This window comes from Mycobacterium lehmannii (assembly GCF_002245535.1).
Taxonomy (GTDB): Bacteria; Actinomycetota; Actinomycetes; order Mycobacteriales; family Mycobacteriaceae; genus Mycobacterium; species Mycobacterium lehmannii.
In genome coordinates, this window is sequence record NZ_NKCN01000003.1 from 261,225 (window position 1) to 278,426 (window position 17,202).

The following is a 17,202-nucleotide window of genomic DNA, read 5'->3' on the forward strand; positions in this document are numbered from 1 at the left end:
TCGGCTCCCCGATTTGGCTGGATCTTCGGCGTCATGACTTAGACTGGCAACGTTTGCGGACGCAGACACTTCTGTGCACGTCGGGTTTCCATCGGGGGGAGAATGCAGCCTGACGCGAAATCGCCCACCCGCGATTCGCAGCCTCGGCTCAGGACTACGGTCCCGCAGCTCACGGCCGTGCCGTCACCCACTTCTCGCGGTGGGAAGTCCGGCTGGATCGAAACCCTTCGTGCCGAGTCGGGTTATGTGGCGCTCACTGTCGGCTTGGACGTCTGGGCCGCGGCGTGGTCAGTCGGGATAGCGCTTTGGCTGACGCCGGGCCCGATTCATGAACGGAACATCTCCGCAATCTCGTGGCTCTTCGTGCCGATCCTCCTGGTGATCATGCACACCCGATCGATGTACAAGCGCAAGCTCGGCCACAGCTTCCTCGACGACTTCGAACCCGTCGAAACCTCGGTAGCGGTATCTGCGCTGGCGACACTCACCGTCATGCTTGTGCTCGTACCCCCATTTCCGACCGGCTCGGTGGTCGTGGAGTACGTCCGCCCAAGCGAATTGGCCATCCGCATCTGGGTCTGTGCGGCCATCCTGCTGCCTGCGAACCGTCTCATCCGATCGTTGGCCGAGCGCTACCTTCGGCGAAGGCACGGCTTCGGATCGTCGGCGCTGATCATCGGTTCCGGTCCGTTCGCCCATCAGCTCATCACACGGATGCGTCAGATCCCCGACTACGGTCTGCACCCCGTCGGGGTGCTCGACGACACTCGTCCGAGCGCCGCGGAATTGGCCGACGTGCCGTACTACGGATCCACCGCCAACCTCGAAGTCGCCGCTCAGGCCACGGGCGCCAAGGAGCTCATCGTGGCGCCGTCGTCGACTCCCGACGACGAGCTGGCCCTCAGCGCCCAGTTGGCCCACAACCTGGGCCTGCGCGTGCGCGTCGTGCCTCGATTGATGGACGTCATCGGCGGCGCAACCTACGTCGAGCACCTCGGTGGCATCCCGCTGCTGGTGCTCTCCCACACGGACCCGAAGGGGTGGCAGTTCGCCGTCAAGCATGCCTTGGGCCGACTGATCGCCGCGGTCCTGCTGATCGTGATCTCGCCCCTGTATCTCACGCTGGCGATCCTGGTGAAGCTGAGTTCGCCAGGCCCTGTCTATTTCCGTCAGGAACGCGTCGGACGCGACGGCAAGGTCTTCGACTGCCTGAAGTTTCGCAGCATGCGACCCGTCGGCGCGGCCACGAAAGCGTTCGCGTTGAAGGACGGTTCGGCGCCCGGGGGAGTGGAAGGCGACGACCGGCGCACTGCGATCGGCAAGTTCATGCGCAAGGCATCCCTCGACGAATTACCCCAACTGGTCAACGTGGTGCGCGGGGACATGACGCTGGTGGGCCCGCGCCCCGAGCGACCGGAGTTCGTCGAACTGTTCGAGATGCAGGTGCGACGCTACGGCGACCGCCACCGAGTGAAGGCGGGCATCACCGGTTGGGCCCAGGTGCACGGACTTCGGGGCCAGACCTCGATCGCCGACCGGGCGGAATTCGACAACTACTACATCGAGAACTGGTCGCTTCTGCTCGATTTCAAAATCCTGGTCCTGACTGTGCTTGCGGTGCTGAAACCCGCAGAGTAGGAACAATTCGGCGACCCGGGGCGGTCGGAGTACTAGACCTTCAGCAACCCGGACTCGTGGTAGCGGCGTTCCTTGTTGACCTGCCAGGGGTCGACACTCTCGCCGAAGTACCGCTTGACGCTGTGCATGGCACTGAGCATCGCGTGGTCCTGGTTGTCGTAGCGGTGCATGCCGTTGCGTCCGATCGGATGCAGGGACGGGTAGTGCTTGCGCAGGTAATCCCGAATCCGGGCGACGCTTGTCTCCATCGCCGGATTGCAGATCGGATAGGCGAACTGCGAGCGGACCACCATGACGCGCTCGATCGCGGACGGATCGAAACCCAGTGTGTGCAAGTCGCTTTCGACCATCTGCCGCATGTAATCGTCGTCGGCGGCCCACAGCGCCGAGCCAGCGCCGATGAAGTACTCGAATCCCAGGTATGTTCCGTCCCACTCGGGTGGAGTGAGGTCGTCGGACCATTGGCGGTAGTTCTGGATACGTCCCACCCGCAGGTCCATGCCCGGCGTGTACACCCAGTTGAAAGGGAGCTCGCGGCGCTGTCCGAGGGCAACCGCGACCGTGATCAGCCCACGGTGCTTCAGTTGGGCGGCAGCCTCCCAAATGTGCTGTGGCGGCGCGGGTTCCAGGGCATTGACCAACATCTGCAGGGGCATGCTGGAAAAGACCGCATCGCCGGTCGCACTGCCTCCGTCGCGCAGTTCGACCGTCCACCTTCTGCCATCGAAGCCCAGCTTGGCCACCGGTGAGTCGAGCGACGGTTCGACACCGAATTTCGCCAGCTCTGCTGCTGCGGCGTCCCAGAGCTGACCGGGCCCGCGGCGGGGATAGAGAAACGCATCGGCGGCCATCGCGTCGCGGCCGCCCCACACGATCGGCTTGATCCGCTGCTCGGCCCAATCGCTGGTGAGCTGAGCGGGCTCGGCGAGCCATGTCTTGCGAACGTACCCGTCGAAGAACATGCGGTACCAATAGTTGCCGAACTGATACCGGCCCCACTCGAGGAAGGTCGCAGAGTCGTCGAGCGAACGCCCTCCACGTCGAAGCCTGGACCACAGAAGACTGCCTAGACCCCGTGCTCCGCGCCCATAACCCAACTGAGTCAGCAGGTTTCGGCCGAGAAGCGGGTAAGGCACGAAATGGCCGTCGACGAGCATGGCGGAGCGCCTCGACACCGAGTGCCACTCTTCGGCCGGAAGCAGAGATTTCCAGAGTTCGAGTATCTGCTCGTTCTTGGTGAAGAAGCGGTGGCCACCGGGGTCGACCCGGAAACCGTGCTCACCAGGGGTGCGCGCCAGACCTCCGACGTTCGACGATGCCTCGAAGACTTGGGCTGCGACGCCGTTCTTCGCCAGCTCGAGACTCGCGGTGAGGCCGGCGGGTCCTGCCCCGATGATCAAGGGGCGCCGATCGGAGTGCATCGGTGTCTACCGTCCCCGGAGCTGCGGCGTGCGCCGGTAGTCGTCGATGAACTCGTCGATGTGTCGCTCCTCGAGTTCGTTGAGCGGCGTCGTCAAGAACCGCAGTTGTGCGTACTGGGTCTGCAGCGGAAGAAAGCCGCTCAGCAGCGGCTCGGGGGAGGTGCGGATGACCAGGTCCACATCCTCGATGTCGAAGGCACCGCGGATTTCGCCGCCCCGTTTCTGCGCTTGCTGAAGAGCTGTTCGTAGCTCGTCGTTCGCGTCGTAGGCGGCGAGGATGTTGATCCGGAATTCTTCGCCGCGCATAACCGATTCGGCGCGCTCGGCTGCCGCGACGTACTCCGAGGGCAGCACCGTGCGGTCGCCGTGCAACCGCACACTGCAGTCGTCGGGCTCGAAGCGGTCGGGAATCAAGTGGGTGAGGAAGTGGATCGAGGCGTTGAACACCGGCTCGAGTTCGGCCTGACTGCGGGCGAGATTGGCCCGGCTGAGATTGTACACCGAGACGGTCCGCACGTTGTGACGGCGCAGCACCTGAAGGATGTCGGCTACCTTTTCCGCGCCCTGTAGATACGCCTCAGCCAAGGAGATGCCGCGACTTTTCGCCCATCGACGCATACCGTCTGGTATCAAACCGACATGGGCAGGCTCGAAGCCCGTCAATACACGCAATCTATCCCCCCGTAAGCACACTTATAGCCCTGAGTAAGGGTACTTATTGCATTCCCATAAGTCCACTTATCCAAACATTCCCGCCCGCGCCTCATCGCGACGGCCCTTGGGGCGGGTCCGCACGCGGGGTCAAGCGGGAGGAATCGTCCGTCCTGATCTTGGACGGTAAAGGAGGATCCGTACTGGGCGCACTTCCACCCGGCTCTGGCCACCGCCGGCGAGCGGCGGCTGTCTCGCGCGAGAAGTCGATCGGGCCCATTGAAACCCCTTTTAATTGTTCCTTCCTAGATAGGTATGCCACCGACAGTCATGAGTCAAGTTATTGACAAAAAAAAGGATGACATTCCATTGAACGAGATATGGCCGAAATATGGCATTCGGTGTCAATAGGCCGACTTTAGAGTCAGAAAACGTGTCGCCAACCTGCAAAAGCAGCAAATTGTCAAGCCGTATCACCCGAGCAGGTCTCGGTAGCGTGCTTGCCGATGAAACGAGTGCAAGAGGGTGGTGCGCGACCGGGGGCGGCGCCGTTTCTGTTCCGGAAGCGTCAATTTCAGCGAAGAAGTGAAGTTCGTCGTGGGTGTTCCGGTGGGCGGGGTGACTCCCCGAGGAGTCGCGAGACCGGAACCGATCCACCGCCTTTCGTCAGCGCAATCCTGGTCGGACTGACACCATCGACAGGCCGGTCGACACCGGCAGGAAAGGTGGGTCGGCGGTGGCCGTGGCGCAGAGCCGTTATCGGGTACTGCTGGGGTTCGGCGCCTTCTATTTCATGGGCGCGCAGTTGGGCAGCGTTCTGGCGGTCCTGCCGTTCCTTCTGGTGGCCGAGGACATGGACATGGCGGCCGGGTTCGTCGTCCCGAGCTTCAGTATCGGTTTCGTGCTCGGGAATGCGATGTCATCGCTGCTGCTCAAACGGTCACGGCACCGCCCGAACGTCGTCATCGCCGCCGCCGCGGGCACCATCGCCGTCCTGACCGCAATTGTCGCCACAGCCGCGCTGCACAACACGCTGGTGGTGTTCACGTTCCTGTCGTCGTCGGTGCTCATCGGCGGTGCGATGGGAGTGGCGAACAACGCCTTCGCCGAGATCATCTCGCGCATGGTCACCGCGGCCCGGCGCAACGAGCTGGTGCTCAACCAGCAGGCGCTCGGAGCCATCCTGACCGTCGCGGCCACGTTGCTGCTCATCCCGCTGCTGCCCAACCGCGACACCGCAGACGGACATCTCGATGTGCTCTGGTTGGGCGCCGCCGCGATGGGCATCGCCTTCGTGGCCGCGCTCATCGTCGGACCGGCGAGGCCGGGCCCGGTGGCTGCACCACGCCGTCTCGTCGACGATTTCCGCGAAGGGCTCGCCGTGCTCCGTACCGCCCGCTGGTACCGGGTGTTCCTGACCACGCAGATCGTCTTCGTCCCGATCCTGGTGAACGAGACGTTCTTCGCGCTGCGGACGTCGCTGGCCCATGTCGACACCGCCGGCAGCCTGCACATGATCGTGATCGGTTCGGCGGCAGGGCTCGTCGCCGGTTCGTTCCTGTGGCGCAACGTGTTCGGCCGCGCCGGGGTACGCGGAATGCTCGTGTCGAGCGCGTTCGTGAGCTGCGTCGCGACGGCGATCTGCCTTGCCAACGAACTGATCTTCGACGAGCCACGCTTGTGGGTGTACGGCGGCGTCTTTTTTCTCGTCGTCTTGTCGAACGCCGCGATCGCGGCCGCGATGGTGTCGTGGATCAGTGCGTTCGCCGCCGAAGAACAACGCGCAGTTCTGATCAGCTTCGCCGCTACGCTCACCGCTGTGGTCACCGGGATCCTCGGCGCGGGCTTCGGCCTGCTGGCTCAGGTCGTCGCAATCTGGCCGGTGTTCGTCGTCTTCATGCTGTGTGTACTGGCCGTTGTGGTGGCGACCCGCGCACCCGACCGCGCAGAGGTGGCCGCGTGAGGTCGATGAGCCGATCTTTCGAGGAACTCGTCGCCGAGGCGGTCGCGGAGCCCATCGACGGGTGGGACTTCTCCTGGCTCGACGGCCGCGCCACCGAGGAGCGGCCGTCGTGGGGTTTCCAGCGTCTGCTCAGCCGGCGGCTGGGCGAGGTGTCAGCGGCGCTGGACCTCTACACCGGCGGGGGTGAGGTGCTCGCGGGGGTAGACAAGTTCCCGCCGACGATGGCGGCTACCGAGTCGTGGCCACCCAACGCGGCCAAAGCGACTCGTCTGCTTCATCCTCGCGGCGTCGTGGTTCTGCAGACTCGAGGCGAACCGCCGTTGCCGTTCGCCGACAACGCTTTCGACCTGGTGAGCAGTCGCCACCCCATCGCCGTCTGGTGGACCGAGATCGCCCGGGTCCTGCGGCCGGGCGGAACCTATCTGGCCCAGCATCCGGGGCCGGCGACTGCGCTCGAGCTCATCGAAGCCGTCATGGGCCCGATGCCGGAGCTGGGCGCGCACATGGAGCCCTCCGTCCAGGCCGCGCAGGCGGAGGCAGCGGGTCTGCAGGTCGTCGACCTACGCCTTGAGACGCTCACTTCGGAGTATTACGACATCGGCGCGGTCGTCTACTTTCTGCGCAAGCTGATTTGGACGGTGCCGGATTTCACCGCGGAGCCGTACCTGACGCGCCTGCGCACGGTGCACGAACGCATCGAAGCGCACGGGCGGTTCGTCACCCATCCCACTCGGGTTCTCGTGGAGGCCCGAAAGCAGCTGTAGCGTCCTGGGATTCAGCGAGCCGGGAGCGGCTGTTGTTTCGCCCACTCGATGTAGCGATCGATGCCCTCCCAGATCTTCACCTCGGGAGCGAAGCCGATCTGCTGCGCGAATTCGATGGAGGCCGGAAAGCGGGTCACCTCCCCGGGCCGCGCGGGCCCGTTCACCACCCTCGTGCCGAATCTTTCCGCGATGTAGTCGGCGATGTCGCGTACACGCGTGTTCACGCCGCTGGCGACATTGATGGCGCGGCCCGCCAACTCCGGCGTGTCCAACACGAGGCGGTATGCGTTCACCACGTCGCTGACGTGGAGGTAATCCCTGGTGGCACTTCCGTCCCCGAAGATCACGAGGTCCTCGCCCGTCAACGCCTTGCGGACGAGGATCGGGATGAGCGCCCCGTACGCGCCGCTCTTCTGGCGTTCACCGAAGATGTTGAATGGTCGGACGATCGTGACGTCCATGCCGTAGGAGCGGTAGTAGGAGTACGCGAGGCGATCGGCGGCAGCCTTCGACGCCGCATACGGACTGTTCGGCTTCAGTTCGGCGGTTTCGTCCAGCAGCGAGCCCGGGCCCAAGCGATGTCCGTCGCCGTACACCTCGCAGGTCGACGCGAGGATCACCCGCGCGCCGTATTCGCGGGCGGCCTCCAGAACGTTCTGGGTCCCCACCACATTGGTCTCGATGAAGCTCTTCGGGTCGCTGAGCGACCTGTCGACGTTGACATTTGCCGCCAGGTGAAAGACCACCTCGTGATCGCGCACCGTCTTGCTGACCAATTCCCAGTCGGTGACCGAACCGAACACGACGTCGGCCCGGTCATCGTTCGCGATGTCGGCCAGGTTCTGCTTGCCGGTCACCGAGAAGGTGTTCAGGACGGTCACGCGGTGTCCGGCGGCGAGGAGGGCTTCGCAGAGGTGGCTCCCTTGGAAGCCGGCGCCGCCGGTAACGAGGATCCTCACCTAAAGTGCTCCCGTCTCAAGACATATGCCGCATTATGATTACCACCCGGCGCCGCTGGCGGTATGCGAAAAGGATGCATCAAATGTGCGACGTCGCCGCGGAATATCGGGGACAGATCGAGGCGTGGTGCACTCACCCCGCCCTGACCGAACTGGTCGACATGTTCGGCGGAAGCATTCCGCGAGGCCAGACATTGAGCGAACGGCTCGCGTTCCTGGACGAGTTCAGCGAGGTATGGGACTACCGGGGCAAAGCGCGGCGCCAGAGTGCGGTCCGGTTCCGCAACCAGGACGCCGGCGGGGCGGTCCGGTGGCTGATCCCTCGTCTCGAGCTGCCTGATGATCACCTCGAGCGGATCGAGAAATTGGCGGACCAGCTGGGACTCATCGCCGAGTTACAGCCCGCCGGAACCGACTTCGATCACCTCATCGTCATCGGCGGCGGGCGGTACACGAACCTGCTGCGAACGCGCTACGCGGGGGAGATGGTCGCGAGCCGCCGAGTCGGCAATGTCGTACTCGCCGCGGCGTCCCGACGCCTGCTGGATTCCGAAGCCGATGCCGTCGCCGCGTGTGCGCCTGGCGCACGTACCGAGTTCGAGTTGATGGTCGCCGCCGCCCGCGACGTGTTCGGCCTCGTTGTCGACGAGGTCTGCGCGCATGTGAGGCGCCGCGTCGATCGAGTGCAGTGCAACGAGACGGTCTGGCACTTTCCGCCTGACAGCAACGAATTCGGCGTTCACGTGATGCTGCTCGAGACGCCGTCACCGGATCCCGAACGCCGCCGGGCGAATTCCGCCGACACGTATACGTTCGCCGCGCAGACGGCCGGCATGCGCGGCTCGTCGTGTCTGATGGTGACGGGTCAGCCGTTGGTGCCCTACCTGCACTTCGAAGCCCTGCGCACGTTGGCACTGCGATATGACATCCGTTTGGAGTCAGCGGGTTTCGGGGTGCAGGAGTACAACCGGCTCAGCGCGATGGACCAGCAGCATCCGGCCAAGCTGCTCCAGGAGGTGCGTTCGACCATCCGGTCCGCGCGGGCTCTGGAGGATCAGCTCAGACGATGATCGCGCAGGGCGACGACGGGGGGAACGTGCCCGACACCGGGCGCGGACGCCCCGACGGTGTCCACGGCTTTAGTCCCATGTTCGCCAGGTGGCGCACGGGGTTGACGTGCTCGCCGTCGACGTGGACCTCGAAATGCAGGAAGCCATCGGCAGATTCGTCGTGTGCCTGCAGGACGCCGATTTCTGTGCCTGCGTCGATTTGGGCTTCGACGTCGATGCGGCGGTCATCGCCCGGCCGGAAGACGTACACGGTCTCACGGTCGGCTCCCGCGATGGTCACCGATTGCAGCCCGTCGTCAAGGTTCACGACGCGGCTGACGGTGCCCGACGTCGCGGCGTGGACCGGTGTTCCCGGCGCCGCCGCGAAGTCGACGCCGGGGTGGAAACCGGATGCGCGGCGTCCGTAGCCCGACGCGATCGCGAGCCGGTCGCGATCGATGGGTACCCGGGCGCCGGGTTCGGCGGGGTCGAAGTCACCTGATGCCCGCCGCCGGTAATCGGAGCGCAGCAGGTCGATCTCGTCGTAGGCGTACCCGAACAACAGGGCGCGGTCGTAGGGCACGCCGTAGTTCAACTCGGAGTGGGGATCGAGCTTGCGGTAGTGCTCGACCTTGGCGATCCGCTCGGCCAGCGTCGACCATCCGGTGTGCAGCAGGCGCACGTCGTTGGCGACGCCGATGCCACCGTGTTCGGTGATGTTGGCCGGCCAGTGCGGGTTGTGGATCGCGCGTGTGCCGGCGTGCAAACCGGGACGCCAGCGCCAGAATGGTCCGCGCATTGATTCGGCGGTGCCCATCAGCGGGATCATGTCCGGATAGTCCGGATCGTCCCAGCTGGGGATCATCGGACACATCAGCGCCGCGACATCGTCGGGGACTTGTGCGAGCATCGCCGGGATGTCGATGTCGCTTTCGACCACCTGGTCGGAGTCGATCATGAAGATCCAATCGGGGCGGCAGAAATCGGCCATGCGGTAGAGCAATTCGAGCCCCGGTGGTTCGGGGATCAGCCACGGGGTCTGTGGCAGATCGGAGCGGGCGTGGACCACGTTGGTGACCGCGGGATGCTCGTGCAGGATCTGCGCGGTCCCGTCGGTGCTGCGGTCGTCGACCGCGTAGACGTCGTCGCACCAGCCGGCCAGGGAATCGAGCACGCGCGGCAGCACGTCCTCGCCGTTGTGCACGCGGAACATCGCCAGAACGCGCATCATGGCCTACTTCGGTTGACCTGCGGTTCGACGGCGGTGAGCATCGCCGCGAGCATAGCGATGATCTCGTCCAGAGCGCGGTCGGTCGCGCGGGTGTCGCACGGAAGGGAGCGCCCCGCGGGCGGAACGCGCGCGCCACCGAGCTGTCGCTGGTAGCGAGTGGAGCGGAATCGGTGTACGCCCACCTCTTGACCGAGGATCACATCGAGACGATGGCAGCGCTTGGCGCGACGGCTTCCGGGCGACAACGTTATTCGGCTGCCGGCTAACAGCGAAAAATTTGCCGTGGCTGGGTATACACCGGTTGGTTTCGCAGATGTTCGAACAGGGGAGGAATAAGCATGCGTATCGGCCCTGCGTTACTCGTGCTTGCGGCAGCCGCACTTGTGTCCTGCGGATCAAACTCGTCTTCACCGGCCACGGTGACCGTTACGGAAAGCTCCAGCCCTTCGCAGCCGACAAAGCTCTCGGGACTGCAGGAGTATCCATCTGCCCAAGCGCTCGCCGACGACCTGACGAAGTACGGACACACGTGCAATATGAGGCCGACCGGCGGGGGGATGAATTCGGTCGACGCAGGGAATTGTTACATCGACGGCACGGAGATGGTTCTTGCCATTTACGCGGACCAATCGAAGATCGATGAGCAGATCGACTTCATAGTCGAAGTCTTAGGAGGCAACAACATGGAGTACGGCATGCTCGACGGGAAGAACTGGACCGTTAACTGCGGGAGCCGGGCCGCCTGCCAGGAGCTACAGGACGACCTTGGCGGCAGCATCACTGCGCCGCTCGGTTAATTGGGAACTTCGACTCATCAACGCACGTGGCGCGCTCACAGGGCCGGAACGCTTACGCGCGAACGGGACGCGGAACGGGACAGAAGAGCGGCGCTGAAACCGCCCTCAAAAGCAACAACGGCCCTAGCAGGGACGTCATCAGAGCGGGCGACGGGAATCGAACCCGCGTAGCTAGTTTGGAAGACTAGGGCTCTACCATTGAGCTACGCCCGCATGTACAGCAAGACCAGATCGTACAGGCGGCAGCCAAATCAAATCCAATTGAGGGCTTCGCGTGTCCAGCCCGTAGTATCTCGCGTGGTCGTTCCGTGTTTTGCGGACGGCCCGCGCAGGCGCAGCGCTCAAGCGCCGGCGCGACGTGCAGAGCACGGGGTGTAGCGCAGCTTGGTAGCGCATCCGCTTTGGGAGCGGAAGGCCGCAGGTTCAAATCCTGTCACCCCGACTGCGACACCGACCGAACCAGAATATGAGGAGCAAGATCGTGAAGAGCACCGTCGAGAAGTTGAGCCCCACCCGGGTGCGCATCAACGTGGAGGTGCCCTTCACTGAGCTCGAACCCGACTTCGACCGCGCGTTCGCGCAGTTGGCCAAGCAGGTCCGACTCCCCGGCTTCCGTCCCGGCAAGGCGCCGCGCAAGCTGCTCGAGGCCCGTGTCGGCCGCGAAGCAATGCTCGACCAGGTCGTCAGCGAGGCCCTTCCCGGCCGCTACAGCGAGGCGGTCACCAGCTCCGAGGTGCAGCCGCTGGGCCAACCCGAGATCGAGATCACCAATAAGGAGTACGGCCAGGACCTCACGTTCACGGCCGAGGTCGACGTCCGCCCCGAGATCGAGCTTCCCGAGTTGTCGGAACTGACGCTGACCGTCGACGCGATCGAGGTGACCGACGAAGAGGTCGACGCCGAACTGCAGACGCTGCGGGCACGCTTCGGCACGCTCACGGGTGTGGAGCGCGCCGCCGAGAACGGCGACTTCGTCTCCATCGACTTGTCGGCCACCGTGGACGGCCAGGAGCTGGCCGAGGCTGCCACCGAGGGGCTGTCGCACGAGGTCGGCTCGGGCCAACTGATCGACGGTCTCGACGAGGCGATCGTCGGGCTCAAGGAGGGGGAGACCCGCGTCTTCACCACCAAACTGGCCGCCGGTGAGCACGCCGGCAAGGACGCGCAGGTGACCGTCACCGTCAAGTCGGTCAAGGAGCGCGAGCTGCCCGAGCCCGACGACGAATTCGCCCAGCTGGCAAGCGAATTCGACACCATGGATGAGCTCAAGGAGTCACTTGTCGAGCAGGTGCGCCGGGTCAAGCGGGTGCAGCAGGCCGAGAAGATCCGCGACAAGGTGCTCGAGACGCTGCTCGAGCAGGTCGAGGTGCCGCTGCCGGAGAACGTGGTGCAGGCCCAGGTCGACGACGCGCTACACAACGCCATCCACGGGCTCGACCACGACGAGGCGCGTCTGGCCGAGGCGCTCGAAGCCCAAGGCAGCAGCCGCGAGCAGTTCGACACCGACAATCGCACCAACGCGGAGAAGGCGGTCAAGACGCAGCTGCTGGTCGATGCAATCGCTGACAAGCTCGACGTCCAGGTCGGCCAGAACGACATCAGCGAGCGCCTGATGCTGATGTCTCAGCAGTACGGCCTGCAGCCGCAGCAGCTGATCCAGTCGCTGCAGCAGAACAACCAGCTGCCCGCGCTGTTCGCCGACGTGCGTCGCGGGCTGGCGCTGGCCGCTGTCGTCGAGGCCGCCACCGTCAAAGACTCCGACGGCAACGTGATCGACACCACCGAGTTCTTCGGCCGGTCCGAAGAGCAGACCGAGGAAGCTGCCGAAGACGCCTCCGACGCCGCCGAGTCACAAGCGAACGAGGAGTCGGCCGACGCGAAGTGACGCTGAGAGCGAACGCGGCCCGTCTAGGGACTGCACGCCCGCGCGGGTTGGTTAGTGTCGGTGAGTATCAAGCTCTTGAAGAAAGCAGGTATCCAGACGTGACCCACATGCGTGGCGCCTCGCAAGGCCTCAACCTTGTCGACTCGGTCTATGAGCGCTTGCTGGCGGAGCGGATCATCTTCCTGGGCTCGCAGGTCGATGACGACATCGCCAACAAGCTCTGCGCGCAGATTCTGCTGCTGTCGGCCGAGGATCCCACCAAGGACATCCACCTCTACATCAACTCGCCCGGCGGCTCCATCAGCGCCGGCATGGCGGTCTACGACACCATGGTGCTGGCGCCGTGCGACGTCGCCACCTACGCCATGGGTATGGCCGCCTCGATGGGCGAGTTCCTGCTCGCGGCGGGCACGAAGGGTAAGCGCTACGCCCTGCCACACGCCCGGATCCTGATGCACCAGCCGCTCGGCGGCATCACCGGCGGTGCGGCCGACATCGCGATCCAGGCCGAGCAGTTCGCGGTGATCAAGAAGGAGATGTTCCGGTTGAACGCCGAGTTCACCGGGCAGCCCATCGAGCGGATCGAAGCCGACTCCGACCGCGACCGCTGGTTCACCGCGCAGGAGGCCCTCGAGTACGGCTTCGTCGACCACATCATCACCAGCGCGAGCGTCAACGGCTCAGGACCAGGAGCAGGACTAGACAAATGACCGATCACTTGCATCCTCAGGCCGACGCCCGCCTGCAGCCCCACGGCGGTGCCGTGATTCAGCCTCAGGCCCGTTACATCCTGCCGTCGTTCATCGAGCACTCGAGCTTCGGCGTCAAGGAGTCCAACCCGTACAACAAGCTGTTCGAGGAACGCATCATCTTCCTCGGTGTGCAGGTCGACGACGCGTCGGCGAACGACATCATGGCCCAGTTGCTGGTGCTGGAGTCGCTCGACCCTGACCGCGACATCACCATGTACATCAATTCCCCGGGCGGCTCGTTCACCTCGCTGATGGCGATCTACGACACCATGCAGTACGTCCGAGCCGACATCCAGACGGTGTGCCTGGGCCAGGCCGCTTCGGCGGCCGCGGTGTTGCTGGCCGCGGGCACCCCCGGCAAGCGCATGGCGCTGCCCAACGCTCGCGTGCTGATTCACCAGCCCGCGCTGGCCGGCGTCATCCAGGGCCAGTTCTCCGATCTCGAGATCCAGGCCAAGGAGATCGAGCGGATGCGCACGCTGATGGAAGTCACGCTGGCCAACCACACGGGCAAGACCCCCGAGCAGATCCGCAAGGACACCGACCGCGACAAGATCCTGACCGCCGAAGAGGCTAAGGACTACGGCGTCATCGACACCGTTCTGGAGTACCGCAAGCTGTCGGCCCAGACCGCCTGATCTGTCCCGCAACCGCGCGAAATGCGGTTCGCGTCTGCCTTTGGCGTGGCACGCTGTTCGTCTGCACGGGCGGACGGCCAGGGAGGACCGCGATGACAGTTGGGATGCGAGCGGGTTTCGCGATGACCGCGTTGGCGGCGACGGCCGCGGTTTGCGGCCTGGCCCAGATCGCCTCGCCGGCGGTCGGTCAGGCTCAGGAACCGCCCTGTCCCGCAGGGACGTATTGGGACGTCTACTCGCTCCAATGCGTGCCCGTCGACGCGACCGTTTATGTCAACCCCCCGAACCCCGTCGTCGGGCCCGCAGGTCCCGTCGGTGTCGGAGGAGTGGTGGGCCCCGCTGGTCCGGGTCCGGTCGGGCCGGGACCGGCCGGGCCGGGTCCCGCAGGCCCCGGGCGCCGATAGCGTCACACCGAATCGGCGCCGGCGTGCACCGCGCCGATAACGGGTACTTTGGGTGCCGACGCCCTCTCGGTCCGGTCACGGCCACGACACGCCAACGACACGGCGGCGCGTTCGCTGGGGTCCGAGGGTAATCAGACGATATGTTGGCGCGAACACAGATGAATACCACTGGCGCGATTCGGCTTTATCGGTCGCCTCGCGCGGGAACAAACGGGTAGCGTCGGGTTCACCACCCGAGGCAACCACCGAAAAGAAGCTTCATCGGCTGCGAGGAAAGTAGGACCCCACCACCATGGCGCGCATTGGAGACGGCGGTGACCTGCTGAAGTGCTCGTTCTGCGGCAAGAGTCAAAAGCAGGTTAAGAAGCTCATTGCGGGTCCGGGCGTCTATATCTGCGACGAGTGCATCGATCTCTGCAACGAGATCATCGAAGAGGAACTCGCCGATGCGGACGACGTAAAGCTCGACGAGTTGCCCAAACCCGCGGAGATCCGCGAGTTCCTCGAGGGTTACGTCATCGGACAAGACACCGCCAAGCGCACGCTCGCGGTCGCCGTCTACAACCACTACAAGCGCATCCAAGCGGGGGAGAAGAGCCGCGATTCGCGCTCCGAACCCGTCGAACTGGCCAAGTCCAACATCTTGATGCTGGGTCCGACCGGCTGCGGTAAGACCTACCTGGCGCAGACGTTGGCCAAGATGCTCAACGTGCCGTTCGCGATCGCCGACGCCACCGCGCTGACCGAAGCCGGATACGTGGGCGAGGACGTCGAGAACATTCTGCTCAAGCTGATCCAGGCCGCCGACTACGACGTCAAGCGCGCCGAGACCGGCATCATCTACATCGACGAGGTCGACAAGATCGCCCGCAAGAGCGAGAACCCGTCGATCACCCGTGACGTCTCCGGTGAGGGTGTCCAGCAGGCTCTGCTGAAGATCCTGGAGGGAACGCAGGCGTCGGTGCCTCCACAGGGCGGCCGCAAGCATCCGCACCAGGAGTTCATCCAGATCGACACCACCAACGTGTTGTTCATCGTGGCGGGAGCGTTCGCGGGTCTGGAGAAGATCGTGTCCGACCGCGTCGGCAAGCGCGGCCTGGGCTTCGGCGCCGAGGTGCATTCGAAGGCCGACGTCGACACCGCCGACCACTTCGCCGAGGTCATGCCCGAGGATCTGATCAAGTTCGGGTTGATCCCGGAGTTCATCGGCCGCCTGCCGGTGGTGGCGTCGGTGACGAATCTGGACAAGGACTCCCTTGTGCAGATCCTGTCCAAGCCCAAGAACGCGTTGGTGAAGCAGTACACGCGCCTGTTCGAGATGGACGGCGTCGAACTCGAGTTCACCGACGAGGCGCTCGAGGCGATCGCCGATCAGGCCATCCACCGCGGCACCGGTGCTCGCGGACTGCGCGCCATCATGGAAGAGGTCCTGCTTCCGGTGATGTACGACATCCCCAGCCGTGACGACGTCGCCAAGGTGGTCGTCACCAAGGAGACCGTGCAGGACAACGTGCTGCCGACGATCGTGCCGCGCAAGCCGTCGCGTCCGGAGCGTCGCGACAAGTCCGCCTGACGACGATCAAGCGGCGAGGAACGAGCCGCGTTGAGGAGTCGGGCAATCAGTCCCGCCTGACGACGATCAAGCGGCGAGGAACGAGCCGCGTCAGTGCACGACGCGGTCGGGACGGGTGTAGACGTTCATCGACCGGCCCCGCAGGAAGGCCACCAGGGTCAGCCCTGACTGGCTGGCCAAATCGACCGCCAGCGACGACGGCGCCGACACCGCCGCAAGCACCGGAATCCCCGCCATCACGGCCTTCTGCGTCAGCTCAAACGAAGCGCGTCCGCTGACCAGCAGGACGGTCCCCGTCAGCGGAACACGGTCCTGCTCGACCGCCCACCCGATGACCTTGTCCACGGCGTTGTGCCGGCCGATGTCTTCGCGCACGGCGAGCGTTGTGCCCCCGGAGTCGAACAGCGCGGCGCCGTGCAGGCCGCCCGTGCTGGCGAACACCTTCTGCGCTTTGCGCAGCCGCGCAGGCAGCTGCGAGAGCGTCTGCGCGGTGATGGTCGTTGGGTCATCGCCCGGGCCGTGGCGGCTGCTCAGCTGTACTGCCTCCAGTGAGGCCTTTCCGCAGACCCCGCACGACGACGTGGTGTAGAAGTTGCGCGTGACGTCGACGTCGGGCGGCGCGACATGCGGGGCCAGCCGCACATCGAGGACGTTGTAGGTGTTCTGCGAAAAGCCCGCGTCGTCGACGCCCGTGCCTCTGCAGTAGCGCGCCGTGAGCACGTCGTCACGTCCGGCGATGACACCCTCGGTGAGCAGAAAGCCCTGCGCGAGTTCGACATCGGAGCCCGGAGTGCGCATCGTCACCGTGACGGGTACGCCGTTGACGCGGATCTCCATCGGCTCCTCGACCACGAGGGTTTCCGGCCGCGCCACCGCGGAGTCCATGGTCACATGCTTTACCCGCCGCCTGGCTGTGACCCGACCCATGACTCCACACTAGGGCGATTCGACGTCGATAACGTTTTCCTTGCTGTTCATGCCGGGGCCAGCGCGCGAGGCGGCGTCGTAGCCATTCGGACGGCACAATGGATGCGTGCACAACGAACTCGAACCGAACCGCCGCATGCCGGTCTGGCGTGATCCGCTGTCGGCTGGCTTCCGCGCGCACCGTCACCTGCTGTTACTGCGCCTGCGTTGGCACGAACGGCGCGGGGAGTCGGCGTCCACCCGGCACTGACAACGGGACGACCAGCACCGACGATGCGTGCTAGCTACCGGCTACTGGACGGTAACCATTTCCTTAGAATTTTTGTCTCGTAGACGTGACGAACAACACAGTTATGTCTCACGGCAGGCATCCGCACATCGACTGAGCTGTGTGTTCGACCCTCCGCGTGCGGCACGCCGCGGGCGAGTCCGGTGAAGGGCCGCCTAAGAAAAGTGCAATAATCGGTACTGGCAGTGACATCAAAAATTTTGGTGGACGTCCACCGACGGCGCGTCGACTCGACTGTGACTCGGAGGACGTCCCCACGCA

At 64.8% G+C, this 17,202-nt stretch carries 16 protein-coding genes and 2 tRNA genes; 12 read left to right on the forward strand and 6 right to left on the reverse strand.

Going from position 1 to position 17,202, the window contains the following annotated elements; all coding sequences use genetic code 11:
- The first annotated feature begins 102 nt into the window (after positions 1-102).
- Positions 103-1,638 carry a sugar transferase gene (locus tag CEX87_RS05860; protein WP_064396885.1) on the forward strand — a complete coding sequence of 512 codons (1,536 nt, stop codon included), beginning with the start codon at positions 103-105 and terminating at the stop codon, positions 1,636-1,638.
- A 32-nt stretch (positions 1,639-1,670) separates the two neighbouring features.
- Here the strand turns inward: CEX87_RS05860 and CEX87_RS05865 are convergent, their stop codons facing one another.
- Both CEX87_RS05865 and CEX87_RS05870 read right to left on the reverse strand, forming a co-directional pair.
- Positions 1,671-3,059 carry an FAD-dependent oxidoreductase gene (locus tag CEX87_RS05865; RefSeq protein ID WP_094286346.1) on the reverse strand — a complete coding sequence of 463 codons (1,389 nt, stop codon included), beginning with the start codon at positions 3,057-3,059 and terminating at the stop codon, positions 1,671-1,673.
- A gap of 6 nt (positions 3,060-3,065) precedes the next feature.
- Positions 3,066-3,722: an undecaprenyl diphosphate synthase family protein gene (locus CEX87_RS05870; RefSeq protein ID WP_318255088.1), complete on the reverse strand. Its 657-nt coding sequence runs from the start codon at positions 3,720-3,722 to the stop codon at positions 3,066-3,068.
- A gap of 724 nt (positions 3,723-4,446) precedes the next feature.
- On the opposite strand from CEX87_RS05870, the gene CEX87_RS05875 reads away from it, so the two are divergent.
- Together CEX87_RS05875 and CEX87_RS05880 are read left to right on the forward strand one after the other, a co-directional pair.
- Positions 4,447-5,673 carry a hypothetical protein gene (locus CEX87_RS05875; protein ID WP_064426198.1) on the forward strand — a complete coding sequence of 409 codons (1,227 nt, stop codon included), beginning with the start codon at positions 4,447-4,449 and terminating at the stop codon, positions 5,671-5,673.
- A gap of 5 nt (positions 5,674-5,678) precedes the next feature.
- Positions 5,679-6,437: a class I SAM-dependent methyltransferase gene (locus tag CEX87_RS05880; protein WP_094286349.1), complete on the forward strand. Its 759-nt coding sequence runs from the start codon at positions 5,679-5,681 to the stop codon at positions 6,435-6,437.
- Between the two features lie 11 nt (positions 6,438-6,448).
- Here CEX87_RS05880 and CEX87_RS05885 read toward each other — a convergent pair whose 3' ends face one another.
- Positions 6,449-7,396 carry a dTDP-glucose 4,6-dehydratase gene (locus CEX87_RS05885; protein ID WP_094286351.1) on the reverse strand — a complete coding sequence of 316 codons (948 nt, stop codon included), beginning with the start codon at positions 7,394-7,396 and terminating at the stop codon, positions 6,449-6,451.
- An 83-nt stretch (positions 7,397-7,479) separates the two neighbouring features.
- On the opposite strand from CEX87_RS05885, the gene CEX87_RS05890 reads away from it, so the two are divergent.
- The gene (locus tag CEX87_RS05890; protein ID WP_233151294.1) at positions 7,480-8,466 is read left to right on the forward strand and encodes a hypothetical protein; all 987 of its coding nucleotides are present in this window, start codon (positions 7,480-7,482) and stop codon (positions 8,464-8,466) included.
- Here CEX87_RS05890 and CEX87_RS05895 read toward each other — a convergent pair.
- Positions 8,456-9,673 carry a peptidoglycan DD-metalloendopeptidase family protein gene (locus CEX87_RS05895; RefSeq protein WP_094286440.1) on the reverse strand — a complete coding sequence of 406 codons (1,218 nt, stop codon included), beginning with the start codon at positions 9,671-9,673 and terminating at the stop codon, positions 8,456-8,458. The genes CEX87_RS05890 and CEX87_RS05895 overlap by 11 nt on opposite strands.
- A gap of 341 nt (positions 9,674-10,014) precedes the next feature.
- Here CEX87_RS05895 and CEX87_RS05905 point away from each other — a divergent pair, with 341 nt between their 5' ends.
- Positions 10,015-10,473 carry a hypothetical protein gene (locus tag CEX87_RS05905; protein WP_142301071.1) on the forward strand — a complete coding sequence of 153 codons (459 nt, stop codon included), beginning with the start codon at positions 10,015-10,017 and terminating at the stop codon, positions 10,471-10,473.
- A gap of 142 nt (positions 10,474-10,615) precedes the next feature.
- Here CEX87_RS05905 and CEX87_RS05910 read toward each other — a convergent pair.
- Positions 10,616-10,686, reverse strand: a tRNA-Gly gene (locus CEX87_RS05910).
- A gap of 155 nt (positions 10,687-10,841) precedes the next feature.
- On the opposite strand from CEX87_RS05910, the gene CEX87_RS05915 reads away from it, so the two are divergent.
- The 6 genes from CEX87_RS05915 (at position 10,842) to clpX (ending at position 15,725) form a co-directional block, all read left to right on the forward strand.
- Positions 10,842-10,915: transfer RNA gene (locus CEX87_RS05915), tRNA-Pro, on the forward strand.
- 39 nt (positions 10,916-10,954) lie between these two features.
- Positions 10,955-12,358 carry a trigger factor gene (gene tig / locus CEX87_RS05920; RefSeq protein WP_094286442.1) on the forward strand — a complete coding sequence of 468 codons (1,404 nt, stop codon included), beginning with the start codon at positions 10,955-10,957 and terminating at the stop codon, positions 12,356-12,358.
- 107 nt (positions 12,359-12,465) lie between these two features.
- Complete coding sequence (locus CEX87_RS05925; RefSeq protein ID WP_064396872.1) at positions 12,466-13,068, forward strand: ATP-dependent Clp protease proteolytic subunit; 603 nt, start codon at positions 12,466-12,468, stop codon at positions 13,066-13,068.
- Positions 13,065-13,748, forward strand: a complete 684-nt coding sequence (clpP2, locus tag CEX87_RS05930; protein WP_064396870.1) for an ATP-dependent CLP protease proteolytic subunit ClpP2 — start codon at positions 13,065-13,067, stop codon at positions 13,746-13,748. Before CEX87_RS05925 ends, clpP2 begins: the two co-directional genes overlap by 4 nt.
- A gap of 92 nt (positions 13,749-13,840) precedes the next feature.
- A complete protein-coding gene (locus CEX87_RS27335; RefSeq protein ID WP_198957161.1) occupies positions 13,841-14,152 on the forward strand; it encodes a hypothetical protein in 312 nt (103 codons plus the stop codon).
- A 292-nt stretch (positions 14,153-14,444) separates the two neighbouring features.
- Positions 14,445-15,725, forward strand: a complete 1,281-nt coding sequence (clpX, locus tag CEX87_RS05935) for an ATP-dependent Clp protease ATP-binding subunit ClpX (RefSeq protein WP_064396868.1) — start codon at positions 14,445-14,447, stop codon at positions 15,723-15,725.
- 90 nt (positions 15,726-15,815) lie between these two features.
- On the opposite strand, the gene fdhD is transcribed toward clpX, so the two are convergent.
- Positions 15,816-16,652: a formate dehydrogenase accessory sulfurtransferase FdhD gene (fdhD, locus tag CEX87_RS05940; RefSeq protein ID WP_064426197.1), complete on the reverse strand. Its 837-nt coding sequence runs from the start codon at positions 16,650-16,652 to the stop codon at positions 15,816-15,818.
- A 106-nt stretch (positions 16,653-16,758) separates the two neighbouring features.
- Between fdhD and CEX87_RS27190 the strand changes: the two genes are divergently transcribed.
- Positions 16,759-16,902: a hypothetical protein gene (locus CEX87_RS27190; protein WP_156431692.1), complete on the forward strand. Its 144-nt coding sequence runs from the start codon at positions 16,759-16,761 to the stop codon at positions 16,900-16,902.
- The last annotated feature ends 300 nt before the right edge of the window (positions 16,903-17,202 follow it).

Bases quoted from the DNA above. Each gene is read 5' to 3' on its own strand.
- CEX87_RS05860 (WP_064396885.1), top strand. From the start codon at position 103: ATGCAGCCTGACGCGAAATCGCCCACCCGCGATTCGCAGCCTCGGCTC.
- CEX87_RS05865 (WP_094286346.1), bottom strand. From the start codon at position 3,059: ATGCACTCCGATCGGCGCCCCTTGATCATCGGGGCAGGACCCGCCGGC.
- CEX87_RS05880 (WP_094286349.1), top strand. From the start codon at position 5,679: ATGAGCCGATCTTTCGAGGAACTCGTCGCCGAGGCGGTCGCGGAGCCC.
- CEX87_RS05890 (WP_233151294.1), top strand. From the start codon at position 7,480: ATGTGCGACGTCGCCGCGGAATATCGGGGACAGATCGAGGCGTGGTGC.
- CEX87_RS05895 (WP_094286440.1), bottom strand. From the start codon at position 9,673: ATGCGCGTTCTGGCGATGTTCCGCGTGCACAACGGCGAGGACGTGCTG.
- CEX87_RS05905 (WP_142301071.1), top strand. From the start codon at position 10,015: ATGCGTATCGGCCCTGCGTTACTCGTGCTTGCGGCAGCCGCACTTGTG.
- CEX87_RS05925 (WP_064396872.1), top strand. From the start codon at position 12,466: ATGCGTGGCGCCTCGCAAGGCCTCAACCTTGTCGACTCGGTCTATGAG.
- clpP2 (WP_064396870.1), top strand. From the start codon at position 13,065: ATGACCGATCACTTGCATCCTCAGGCCGACGCCCGCCTGCAGCCCCAC.
- CEX87_RS27335 (WP_198957161.1), top strand. From the start codon at position 13,841: ATGACAGTTGGGATGCGAGCGGGTTTCGCGATGACCGCGTTGGCGGCG.
- clpX (WP_064396868.1), top strand. From the start codon at position 14,445: ATGGCGCGCATTGGAGACGGCGGTGACCTGCTGAAGTGCTCGTTCTGC.
- fdhD (WP_064426197.1), bottom strand. From the start codon at position 16,652: ATGGGTCGGGTCACAGCCAGGCGGCGGGTAAAGCATGTGACCATGGAC.